The organism is Micromonospora sp. HNM0581 (assembly GCF_012726175.1).
Classification (GTDB): Bacteria; Actinomycetota; Actinomycetes; order Mycobacteriales; family Micromonosporaceae; genus Micromonospora.
Window position 1 is genome coordinate 1 of sequence record NZ_JAASAD010000037.1, and the last position, 10,490, is coordinate 10,490.

Annotated in this window: 10 protein-coding genes and 1 pseudogene; 2 read left to right on the forward strand and 9 right to left on the reverse strand. The window is 68.0% G+C overall.

What is annotated here, in order from left to right; genetic code table 11:
- Positions 1–98: 98 nt before the first annotated feature.
- Positions 99–611 (reverse strand): aminotransferase class I/II-fold pyridoxal phosphate-dependent enzyme, encoded by a 513-nt coding sequence (locus HCA58_RS22770; RefSeq protein ID WP_169600072.1) that lies wholly within the window; start codon positions 609–611, stop codon positions 99–101.
- Positions 608–1,219: a hypothetical protein gene (locus HCA58_RS22775; RefSeq protein WP_169600074.1), complete on the reverse strand. Its 612-nt coding sequence runs from the start codon at positions 1,217–1,219 to the stop codon at positions 608–610. The genes HCA58_RS22770 and HCA58_RS22775 overlap by 4 nt, the downstream gene beginning before the upstream one ends.
- 135 nt (positions 1,220–1,354) lie before the next feature.
- Between HCA58_RS22775 and HCA58_RS22780 the strand changes: the two genes are divergently transcribed.
- Positions 1,355–2,947 carry a recombinase family protein gene (locus HCA58_RS22780; protein WP_169600076.1) on the forward strand — a complete coding sequence of 531 codons (1,593 nt, stop codon included), beginning with the start codon at positions 1,355–1,357 and terminating at the stop codon, positions 2,945–2,947.
- A 61-nt stretch (positions 2,948–3,008) separates the two neighbouring features.
- Here HCA58_RS22780 and HCA58_RS22785 read toward each other — a convergent pair whose 3' ends face one another.
- Positions 3,009–3,197 carry a hypothetical protein gene (locus HCA58_RS22785; protein WP_169600078.1) on the reverse strand — a complete coding sequence of 63 codons (189 nt, stop codon included), beginning with the start codon at positions 3,195–3,197 and terminating at the stop codon, positions 3,009–3,011.
- Positions 3,198–4,167: 970 nt separating this feature from the next.
- Between HCA58_RS22785 and HCA58_RS22790 the strand changes: the two genes are divergently transcribed.
- Positions 4,168–5,178, forward strand: a complete 1,011-nt coding sequence (locus HCA58_RS22790) for a hypothetical protein (protein WP_169600080.1) — start codon at positions 4,168–4,170, stop codon at positions 5,176–5,178.
- A 227-nt stretch (positions 5,179–5,405) separates the two neighbouring features.
- On the opposite strand, the pseudogene HCA58_RS23940 reads toward HCA58_RS22790, so the two are convergent.
- The 6 genes and pseudogenes from HCA58_RS23940 to HCA58_RS22820 form a co-directional block, all read right to left on the reverse strand.
- Positions 5,406–6,638 (reverse strand): annotated as a pseudogene (locus HCA58_RS23940) (hypothetical protein); the annotation flags it as partial.
- A gap of 143 nt (positions 6,639–6,781) precedes the next feature.
- Positions 6,782–7,006, reverse strand: a complete 225-nt coding sequence (locus tag HCA58_RS22800; protein ID WP_169600084.1) for an integrase core domain-containing protein — start codon at positions 7,004–7,006, stop codon at positions 6,782–6,784.
- A complete protein-coding gene (locus tag HCA58_RS22805; protein WP_205809469.1) occupies positions 6,990–8,339 on the reverse strand; it encodes an IS30 family transposase in 1,350 nt (449 codons plus the stop codon). The genes HCA58_RS22800 and HCA58_RS22805 overlap by 17 nt, the downstream gene beginning before the upstream one ends.
- Positions 8,317–9,066, reverse strand: coding sequence for an IS3 family transposase (locus HCA58_RS22810; RefSeq protein WP_169600086.1), 750 nt, complete (start codon positions 9,064–9,066; stop codon positions 8,317–8,319). Before HCA58_RS22810 ends, HCA58_RS22805 begins: the two co-directional genes overlap by 23 nt.
- Positions 9,063–9,362: a transposase gene (locus HCA58_RS22815; protein ID WP_169600088.1), complete on the reverse strand. Its 300-nt coding sequence runs from the start codon at positions 9,360–9,362 to the stop codon at positions 9,063–9,065. Before HCA58_RS22815 ends, HCA58_RS22810 begins: the two co-directional genes overlap by 4 nt.
- Positions 9,363–9,375: 13 nt before the next feature.
- Entirely contained in the window at positions 9,376–9,852 is a 477-nt protein-coding gene (locus tag HCA58_RS22820) for a replication-relaxation family protein (protein WP_169600090.1), read from the reverse strand.
- Between the last annotated feature and the right edge of the window lie 638 nt (positions 9,853–10,490).

Below are 10,490 nucleotides of genomic sequence, written 5' to 3' on the forward strand. Positions count from 1 at the left end.
AATCAACTGCTCATCCGTGACCGCACCCACCGGCTCCACGGCCGGCTCTCCCACGGTGGTCTCGGTCGTCATCTGGCGTCTCTCCCTTGATCGGTCGATCAGCCGTTATTTGTACAGTCCCGGTCATTTTGGCTGCGGCAGAAGGCGACGATCTCGTCCATCGGGCAGGGGTTGCCCCACATGTGAGTGACGATCACGGCCCGGACGTTCGGGGCAAGCTTCGCGGCGAGGCTGTCGGCCGTCACGTTGCCGTGGTCGTCCGCGTCGGCGAAGATCACCTCGACACCGTCGTAGGCGAACGGCGAGGCGGTGGCCAGGAAGGTATACGCCGGGGCGAGCACTGCGTCACCGGGCCGGAGCCCGGCGATACGGGACATGGCGTGGATGGCCGACGTCCCGGAGCTGAACGAGATCGCGTAGGGCGTCCCCACGAAGTGGGCGAACGCCGCCTCGTACTCGCCGATGATGCCCCGCGCGTCGCGGTCGGAGAGCGACCGGTGCATCTGGTCCGACACCGCCCGCTCTAGGCTCGGGTCGATGATCGGCCACCGGTAGTGCGGGCCGGGGATGTCCATGGTCTTCGGTCCGCCGTGCGCGGCGAGTGCCGTCATGCCGTTGCCTCCTTGGAGTAAGCCGATCCGTCCTGCCCGGTCGTCTCTCCCACCGTGGCCAGGGCCGCCGTGACCAGGGCGGACACCCGATCCCGGGTCTCATCCACCGGCTCTCCGGCGCCAATCGCGAGCACCGGCCACCGGTATTCGCGGGCCAACTGCTCCAGCAGCTGCATTCCCTGCTCCTGGTAAGTCACGAAGGAGGCCCGGTTGAGCTCGGTGTAGCCGGCGTGCATGCCTAGCTCGCTGGCACGGAACCCGCGGCCCTGCCGGTCGTAGAGCATGCCGGCGTCGGAGCTGAGCAGGACGACCACGTCCGGTTTCCGCACCTCGGCGAAGATCGTCTCCAGGTCGTGACGCTGGTAGCCCTGCAGGAGCAGTTTCGACCAGAACTTATAGAGCCAGCCGTCAACGACCACGTCGTGTCCCGCGCGCAGCAGCGGCTCCAACACGTTCGTCGCGTGCGCCGTGAACCAGGCCGCCTGCACGGACACCCAGAACGAGTCGGGCAGATCCGTGCTGTCACCGCTGTGCCACAGCACCGTCGACAGGTGTTCCATGAGCTTCGCCGCGTACCCGGAGGTGCCGGAAATCTGCCGTCGTGACACGAAAACCAGGGGCCGCCCCGGCTCGGGGGCCGGCCGTGCCACCAGGGCAGCGACGGCCTCGTCGTACGTCAGGGCGCCCAGTGCACCGGCGAGGGTGGTCTTGCCGCACCCCGTGTTTTAGCACAGTATTTAGGCATGGCTAGTTCCTCTCGGCGTCGGGCGATTCTGCTGGCGCGTCTGTCTGACAACAGGGTCGATGTGGACCTCACTGACGAGGGTATCCCTTCAGGGCTTGATGACCAGCTCCGTCGTATGCGGGACCGGGCCGGTGAGCTTGGGTGGGATGTGTGGAAGGTGATCAAGAATCCGCGTCTGTCTGCCTACAAGCGACGGAAGGTGACGCTGCCGGACGGTCGGCGGGAGTACCGGGTGTTCCGGCCTGATCTGCGGGAGGCCCTGGCGGACCTCGCGGCGGGTCGCGCGAACGCGCTGTTGTGTCTGGACCTTGATCGGGCGTTCCGTGATCCGAAGGACTTGCAGGACTTGATCGATGTGGTGGACCACTCGCCGCACGACATCGTGGTGGAGTCGGTCACCGGGTCGTTGCACATGGAGAAGGGCCGGGACAACTTCGACGCCGAGATTCGGGTTCTGGTGGCCAACAAGGCATCCAGGGACACGGCCCGTAGGGTTGCCGCCGCGAGGGAGCGTCAGGCCCTCAGCGGCCAGTACGGCGGCGGGAAACGTCCGTTCGGGTTCTGCTCGGGACCGCCGAAGATCGTCCCGGACGGCGGACGGACGGACGAGGCGGTGTGTCAGTGGCACGGGGGACGGGACTGCCGGTCCGGCACTTCCCCGATCGAGGCCGAGACCGAGGTGATCGCGGACTGCTCGCGCCGGGTGTTGCAGGGCGTGAGTCTGCGGTCGATGGCGTTGGAACTGCGGGGCAAGGACGTGCCGACGGTGACCGGCGCGAAGTGGTCGGCGGAGACACTGCGGGATGTGCTGTTGCGTCCGCGTAACGCTGGTCTGATCGTCTACCGGGGCGAGATCCTCGATGGGGTGACCGCGCCGTGGAAGCCGATCGTGGCGCGGGAGACGTTCGAGGAGGTCCGGGCGCTGCTGACCGATCCGGCGCGGGAGACGGCCCGGGGTGCGCCGCCGCGTTGGACCGGATCGGGTATCTACCGGTGCGGGCTGTGTACCCCGCCGGGCAGCGAGTCGGACAGGCCGGTGACGTGTCATGTGACCCGTGGTGGGACGAACCCCCGGTACACCTGCCGGGAGTACAGCCACGTGGCCCGCAACGCCTACCGGACCGACGAGGTGGTGTTCGCGCATGTCATGTACGCGATCACCCATCCCCGCGCGTACGAGTTGCTGGCCCCGGCCGCACCGGAGGTGGACGCGGCAGCGTTGCGGACGGAGAAGGCCACGATCCGCAAGAACCTGGAGCGGATGGCCGAGGACGAGGTGTTGGGGCTGCGGACGAGGGCGCAGGTGCTCGCGGCGACCCGCAGGGCCAACGCCAGGGTCAGTGAGATCGATGACTTGCTGCATGTGACCATGACCGAGGATCCGCTGGCTGAGGTGGTCAACGCGGTGGATCCGGTGAAGGTGTGGAAGGACATGCCGTTGGCGAACCGGCGGATCATCGTGGACCGGCTGTGCACGGTGACGATCCTGTCCGCCCGTTCCGGCCGCCGCTTCGATGTCTCGTCGGTCCGTGTCGACCCGAGACACTCCCTGGGTGCTACGCCGCCGGAGTTCCAGGCTGCGATCGGATAGGCAGGGCCAGCCGCGTGAGGGGAGCCCGGCTAGTGCTCCCCTCACTGCGCGCGGTGTGGTGTCATCGGGTGGGCGGTGGCCACAGCGAGGCGATCGTGTCCCGCTGTTCCTCGGTCAGCGGCGGCCACCGGTCGACGTTGGCCGTCACGTGGGCCATGAGCGCCTGGTCGCGCAGGACGGCCCGGAGCGCCGCCAACTCGGGGTCGTCGGTGTCGCGGGGCGCGGCCATCGCGGCGAGCCGTGCCCGCATGAGCGTCTGCACCTCCGAGGGGTCGGTGTCCTGCTGGTGGTGGTCTGGTGGGGCTGGCGGGTCGGGTCGGGCGGCGATGCGAGCTGTTGTTCGGGTGCGGGAGGGGTGGGTGGCCAGCGGTAACGCCCCCCTCGCGTTGGGCTGGCCTGGCGTGTTGCCGGTGGGGGTGGGACCACCGTCCGAGGCGTGTGCGCCCGGGGCCGGCGGCCGGTCGCCTCGTGGGCGACGGCGTGGGTCAGGTGTCGTCTGGCTTGTGGCCATCGTCCTCCACGATCGGGTCCGCTGGTTTCCGGTCTGCTGCGGTCATCGTCTTTCGCCTTTCCTTCGCTTGAGAATGACGCGGAGGCGTTACCACCCGCGCTACCCGTAGCCCTCGCCAAAATCCTTCTTCGGCACGAGGCGACACGGGACAACAAAGCCCGACACGAGCCGGGCATTGGGGTGTGAGCAAGTCGACAGATGCGCTGTCGGGAGTTGCCGCCGAGGCGTTGCCACGCCAGTGCAGGCGTTACCGCCTCCGGTCGACACCACAGGGCTACCGGTAGCGCTCGATCGCCAGGGGCAACGGCGTTACCAGAATGGGAGCACCAGTCCGGCTCCCCCGTCGGAGCGGCCGGTGGCACCCGCGCGACACACCCTTGGTACTGGACGCGACTCGGTGCGAGTACTACCGTTGCGTATCGCGTCGTCCGCGACCCGTAGCGCAATGGCGGTGACTGCCCCCGAATTGCCCGGCCGGCTGAGCAAGTTGTAGTACGGGTTACCAGATCTGCGTACGCGCCTTTCGTGGTCGACCGGTAGGGCTGCGTATTCGGTCGCGGCGATTTCCGTGATCTTGTGTGGTCATCTTGTGTGGTCGCGATGAAACGGTGTGCTGCCCGTAGCGTCAGCCTCGCCGGGGTTCTGCAACCGCTGGGCCTGGTCCAGATCGGGGTTTCGAGAAGCAGGGCTGTTGCCTCATGATCGGTGCATGAATGCGGCAACGTGGCGGGTGGTGGGGCGGGCGTTTCCCGGTCCGATGGCTCTGGCGGTGTGGATGCTGGTGACTGTGCCGGCCCCGCTGATTTTCTTCGAGGGGACTCACAGTTGGGAAGAGGACCTGAAGGTCTCGACGGCGCTGTGGTGGATCGTGGGGGCAGTCCCTGTGCTCGCTGCCGTGGTGGCAACGAAGTGGACCCGCTGCAATGGTCAGCGTCGCACTGCCTCGGCCATGGTGGCGGCTGTGGTCGCGGCCACGTTGGTCAGTGCGGTGTTCGTGGGCGCGACGATGGCTGTCTACCGGTGGGTTGTCCCGCTCAGTGGTGTGGCTGCGTGGCGGAGCGTGCTGTTCGGCAGCGTTCCACTGGCGATCTGTGGTGCGGCGGTCGGCTACCTGTTCGGACGAGGCCGTGTGCGCCGCAGCCCCGTGTCGCCTCGACGTGGTTTTGTCCTTGGCGGAATCGTCGCCGTGGTGGGCGCCCTGCTCGCGGAGACGTCGGTGCAGCTTGGCGCGGAGAGCAGCACCGTGCGGTACGACGCGGTCGAGTACGGGGCAGTGGGGCCGTATGCGACCTCAGCCCGTGAACAGGGGGTGTTGAGGCTGCCGGCGGCGGGCCGGTATGCGATCTTCGCGGTGGGTCACTCACCAAGAAATCCTGACTGCCAGGTCACCGGCGTTGGCGTGCCTCCTCGGTCGGCGAAGTTGGTCACCATCGCACCCGGCGACTACGGAAGCGACTACGCCTCTTTTGCCTGGGTCGCTTCCTTCGACGTTCCCGTGCCCGGTGCCTATTCGCTGTCCTGCCGTACCTATGACCAGCAGGCGTCATACACCGTCGGAGAGGTTCCGCAGATCCGCGGGGCGGTGGGTGCGCTGATTCACTGGCCCTCGATCGCGATCTGGTTGCTCGGCGCCATCCCTGGTCTGCTGATCATCGCGGATACTGCCAGGCGACGCGCCCGGCGACGCTCAGCACCAGGCGTGGCGGTGCAGGAGCTATAGCCGTTTCGTCATCGACGGTTGGAGCAAGGCATCCGATGGTGCGTAGTTGTCGAGCACGGTGATCGCGCCTCGGTCTGCGGCAGGCGTTGGGTGGACCGGCGGGAACGCCCTGGCGCACGGCCCGGCAAGATTGCTGATCTTGGCCCGGCTCGGTTTGAGCAAGATATGGCTTCTGCTTATCATTCTCGACCGGGCGCGGTCGAGACTTCGGTGGTGCTGCCTGGTGGTCAGGGGTCGTTGGCTGTCTTGGCGAGCAGCGCCGTGATGAGTTCGGCCAGCGGGGTGATGGTGTGGCGTTGGTGGTGGGGTAGGCGTTCGTGGTGGTGGCAGCCGGGGCAGTCGGCGGTGTCGTTGGTGGGGATGGTGAGTCGGCAGCGGGCGCAGGCGGTGAGGTGTTCGTTGTCGAAGGCGGTGGCGAGGGTGCTGGGGTCGGTGTGGTGGCGTTGCCACCAGGACAGGTTGTTCCACCGGTCGGTGATCTGCTGGCCGCGCCATTGTGGGTAGGTGGGTGGTGGTGTGGGGTCGCGGCCGTGGTCGGGTGGCTGCCAGTGCGCCCATACGCGGGCTTGGGCCTGCTCGCGGGTGGGGGGTTGGTCGAGTCCGTTGTGTTCGGTGGGGGTGAGTAGGCGGTGTCGGGTGAGGCGGGTAGCCGCGTGGTACCAGGCGGGCCGGTCGCCGTGGGTGTTGGTGAGGTGGGCGAGGTGGCGGACCTGGTGGGACCACGCGTGGTGGTGCAGCGTGGTGAGGGTGGCGCGTAGGGCGTTGTTGTCGTCGTCGGGGTGGGGGTTGGTCTGCCACCAGGAGGCGACGGTGGTGAGGATGGTGTCGGTGTCGAGGTTGGGTGTGAACGGGTCGCTGCCGCTGTTGTGGGAGTCGAGGAGGTAGCCGACCATGTCGACGGCGGCGGTGCCGAGGAGTGGTCCGAGGTGCCGCAGGCGGCTGCTCAGGCGGCTGAGGGCGTACTGCCGTTGGTGGCGGTCGGCGGCGTTCCGCTGGCGCTGGTAGGCCGGTAGAGCGGCGGCGGTGACGGCGGTGCGTTCGGTGAGGATGGCGGTGAGGGTCGTCTCGGCCGCCTCCGGATCGGTGAGCGTCCAGATGTGCTCACCGATCGCGCGGGCGGGATCGCGGACGAGGCCGGTGGCGGCGATGACGAGCCGGCCGTGCTCGGCGATGAGGGTGTAGTCGTCGATGATGCGTCGGTAGTGGGCGGGTGTGTCGTCTTTGAGGTGGCGGGCGGTGGTGCGGGTGAAGGTGACGGCCCGGTGGGTGGTGGTGGTGAGTAGCAGCAGGGGTGGGCAGTGCGGGAATCGGTCGCGCCATGCCTCGTCGCGGGTGTAGGCGCGGTATCGGTCGAGTTTGGCTTTGAGTTGGGTGTGGGTCATGGACGCGAGGTCGATCTCCACGAACGCCGCCGTCGCCGTCCCGTCGGTGAGGACGGCCTGGTACACGGCGTCGGGGGTGAGACGTTTGACGGTGGTGTGTCAATCCCCTGTAATCGTGGAGGGCGTCGTTATGCGGCCTGGGTTTCCAGGGCGCGGGTCTCTGATCGTTCGTAGTCGATGGGGGATCGCCAGTCGCAGACGGAGTGCCGCCGGCGCCGGTTCTAGAAGTCGGTGATCCAGGTGGCGATCTTCAGACGGGCCTCGGTGCGGGTGTGGAAGTGGCGGCGGTGGACGTACTCGACCTTGATGGTGGAGAAGGTGGCCTCGGCGACGGCGTTGTCGAAGCACGACCCGACCCGGCCCATCGACTGGCGTACCTTCCATCGGGCGCAGGCTCGGGCGAAGTCGGCCGAGGTGTACTCACCGGTTTCAACCAGTCGTTGCAACACAACTATCCTGCGTGGACGATAACAGGTCGTTAAGGGCTTCACCGGGCGTTCTCCACCCGAGTGCCTTGCGCGGCCGGCTGTTCAATGTTGCCGCCACCGCCTCGAGTTCGCCGGTGTTCCAGCGGGCCAGGTCCGTACCTTTGGGAAAATACTGCCGGAGCAGCCCGTTCGTGTTCTCGTTCGTGCCGCGCTGCCACGGACTGTGCGGGTCGGCGAAGTAGACCTGCACGCCGGTGTCGATCGTTAGCTTCGCGTGCTGGGCGAGTTCTTTGCCGCGATCCCACGTGAGCGTGCGACGCAACTGCTCGGGCAGAGCGGTGATCGTCGCGGCGATCGCTTCGCGCACGGCTTCGGCGCCGTGCCCCGCCAGGGCCGGGCCGTTCTTCGACCGCGCTTCGACGCCCCAACCGTCCATGCGGGGCAGGTGCAGCAGCAAGGTGAGGCGGGTAGTCCGTTCCACGAGGGTGCCGATCGCGGACCTGTCCAGCCCGATGATCAAGTCACCTTCCCAGTGCCCCGGCACGGCCCGGTCCTCGACCTCGGCCGGCCGCTGGCTGATCATCACTTCCGGGGTGACCATGCCGTCGCGGCGTTGCTCGGCCCGGGCGCGCGGCACCCGCAGTGCCCGGCCGGTGCGCAGACACGCGACTAGTTCACGCTTCAGCGCGCCCCGGCCCTGGATGAACAGCGACTGGTAGATCGCCTCATGCGAGATGCGCATGGACTCATCATCCGGGAAGTCGAGCTTCAACCGGTTGCTGATCTGTTCCGGGCTCCAGGCAGTGACCCAACGGCGGTCTTCCCGGCGGGGCTTGTTTCGTCCCTTCCAGGCCCGAGCCGTCGGCCCGGCTACGAGCTCGCCGCCGGTCCGGCGCACCGCCCCGGACAGTCGGTCCTGCACGTACTCGCGCAGCCGAGGATTGGACACCAGTTTGGCGGCCTTCGGACGCTTGGCCGCCTGTTGCGCCTTCCACTGCGCCACCGTGGCCCGATACTCCTGCTTACCGGCCCGGGTCGCCGCGTTGCGCCGCAACTCACGCGAGATCGTCCCCGCATCGCGTCCGATCCTGCGGCCGATCTCACGCACGCCCTGGCCCTGCGCCCGCAGCAGCGCGATCTCCTCACGTTCGGTGAAGGACAGATAGCGGCCCGAAGGCTCGTCCAAGCTGATCGGCGGCATTCCGCCAGCGTGACGAAACCACCGCGCCCCAACCGGCCACGACACGCCAACGGCAAGCGCGGCCTCGACCGTCGTGACCCCCGTCGCGATCAGCCGCCAGAACTGCCGCTGCACACCACGCGAAGGCTCAGGCCGACCCGGCGACCGCATCGGCGCCCGCAGCGCCCGGTCCGCCGCCCACTGCCTCCGCGCCCCTTCCGGCACCTGCTCCAGCTTTATGTTCCTGCCCATGCACACCTCCGCGATCAAGGTGTTGCGACGGCCGCTTGAAACCGCCCTCACTGCCGCGGTCGCTGTGGAAGATCACTCCGTCGATGTTGCCTCCTCGGGTGACGGCGGCCATGTTCAGCGCGGCGACGACCAGCCCGGCGTCGTGGTGGGCGCCCATCGCGTAGCCGAGGATGCGACGGGAGTACAGGTCGATGACGGTGGCCAGGTAGAGCTTGCCCTCGTCGGTACGGATCTCGGTCATGTCGCCGCACCAGACGCGGTCCGCCGCCGGCGCGGTGAACCTGCGTTTGACCAGGTCCGGCGCGGCCGGACGTGTACCTGGGCGGGTCAGGTTCCGCCGGCGGCGCCTGACCCGCGCGGTCAGGCCGGTATCGGCCATGAGCCGCGCGATCGTGTTGTCCGAGACCTGCCAGCCCTGCTCGCGCAGCTCGATCCCGATACGGGGACTGCCGTAGGTGCCGCCCGAGTCGTCGAACACCTTCTGGACCGCGGCCGACAACCGGGCGCGCCGGTCATCGCGGCGGGTCGGCGGCCGGTCACGCCACTTGTAGAACCATGACTCGGACACCCCCAGGGCACGGCAGGCCACCGCGTGCGGCACGGAATGCTCGGTCCTCTGGGAAGCGATGAAGGCGGCCACGCTCACCGGCCCGTCGCTTCCTTGACCCACAGGACCACGGATCGCTTGAGGACATCACGCTCCATCGCCAGTTCCGCGTTCTCCCGCCGCAGCCGGGCCAGTTCCGCCCGCTCGTCCTCGGCCAACTGCCCGGCAGCGGCCTCACCGCGCCTCTCGCGGTCCCGCTTCACCCAGTTCGCCAGGGTCCCGCTGTTGATCCCCAGGTCGCGGGCGACCTGAGCGATCGATTTGCCCGTCTCCCGCACGATACGCACCGCGCCCGCCCGGAACTCCGGATCAAACTGCCGTCTCGTCTCAGCCATGAACCTCTATCCCTCAAGCTCTGGCCTCCACGCTACGAGGGGAAGGGCAGGTGCCGCCCCACGTGGAGGTGCGGCCTTCCCATTCCTGCCAGCCGGCCCGGTCGGTGGCCCACCCGGTCATGGTGAGCCCGGCGGGTGGGCCGTGGTCGCGGAGGGCGAGCCACACCTCGGTGATGGTGGCCGAGTGGGCGCTGAACATGGCCGAGGGACGGCGTCCGTCGCCCGGGGCGGTGCCGGTGATCAGACGCGCTCCGGCGGGGCGTAGCCACCAGTGGTGCGGCGCGCTACCGGTCTGCCGTCCGGGCCGGTCGTAGTCGACCAGACCGGCGGCACGGAGTTGTTCAAGCCGGTACAGCGCCGTCCGCGCAGGGGTGTCGGTGGCGCGGGCGAGTTGGTCGGTGGTCATGACCCGGTGGTCGTTGAGCAGGAGTAGAAGTGTTTCGCTGGGGCCGCCGGAGGCCCGCAGCCGGTTGGATACACCGGAGGGCATCAGCGTTGTTCCTTTCGCTGTTGCGCTGAGATAGCGCTTCCCGGGGGAGAGAGATGACATCTATGTCAGTCGCCGGTTCGCCGCTGACCGACGAAGCGGGTTTGACCTGCGTGTTCACCGCCTGTTGGGTTGCGGATCGGGTCCAGAGCAATCCGCAACCCCTGACAGGCGACGCAATCTCGGTCCGGACGTCCACCCGCGCCGGGCTGCTTCTGTCAGAACCGGACTCGGGTCGAAGCCCTGCGAAGGCTGCTGTTCAACCCCGAAATATGCTGTTCCAGGCTCAATCGGACGTGCCTTTCGGTCGTGACGACTTCTGTTGGGTCCCGGCGGTGACAGACACCGCCGGGGCCTGACAGCCCGCAGCGTCACCATCACCGGGGCGGCGCGGCCGGCTGTTGGGCGGAGCGAGGGATGGCTGTTGGGTGGACAACAGCCGCCGCGCCGAACGTCCGGCAGGACGAGCCACCTCTCGTAGAGGGATTACAAACTCGGGCCGCCGATTGGAAAACACCAGCTCACTGGACGTTTGTTTCGCGTTCGGATCAGTAACGACGGATTCATGTTCCGGCCTCGGTAGCCATAATGTCCGACCCGACCAGAAATAGACGCATCCCGTCCCGCTGGATCCTGACCGG

What these genes read in the sequence shown, in the direction of transcription:
- HCA58_RS22805 (WP_205809469.1), bottom strand. Translation starts at nt 8,339, where the DNA reads ATGCGGTCGCCGGGTCGGCCTGAGCCTTCGCGTGGTGTGCAGCGGCAG.
- HCA58_RS22785 (WP_169600078.1), bottom strand. Translation starts at nt 3,197, where the DNA reads ATGCGGGCACGGCTCGCCGCGATGGCCGCGCCCCGCGACACCGACGAC.
- HCA58_RS22815 (WP_169600088.1), bottom strand. Translation starts at nt 9,362, where the DNA reads ATGGCTGAGACGAGACGGCAGTTTGATCCGGAGTTCCGGGCGGGCGCG.
- HCA58_RS22790 (WP_169600080.1), top strand. Translation starts at nt 4,168, where the DNA reads ATGAATGCGGCAACGTGGCGGGTGGTGGGGCGGGCGTTTCCCGGTCCG.
- HCA58_RS22770 (WP_169600072.1), bottom strand. Translation starts at nt 611, where the DNA reads ATGACGGCACTCGCCGCGCACGGCGGACCGAAGACCATGGACATCCCC.
- HCA58_RS22820 (WP_169600090.1), bottom strand. Translation starts at nt 9,852, where the DNA reads ATGCCCTCCGGTGTATCCAACCGGCTGCGGGCCTCCGGCGGCCCCAGC.
- HCA58_RS22780 (WP_169600076.1), top strand. Translation starts at nt 1,355, where the DNA reads ATGGCTAGTTCCTCTCGGCGTCGGGCGATTCTGCTGGCGCGTCTGTCT.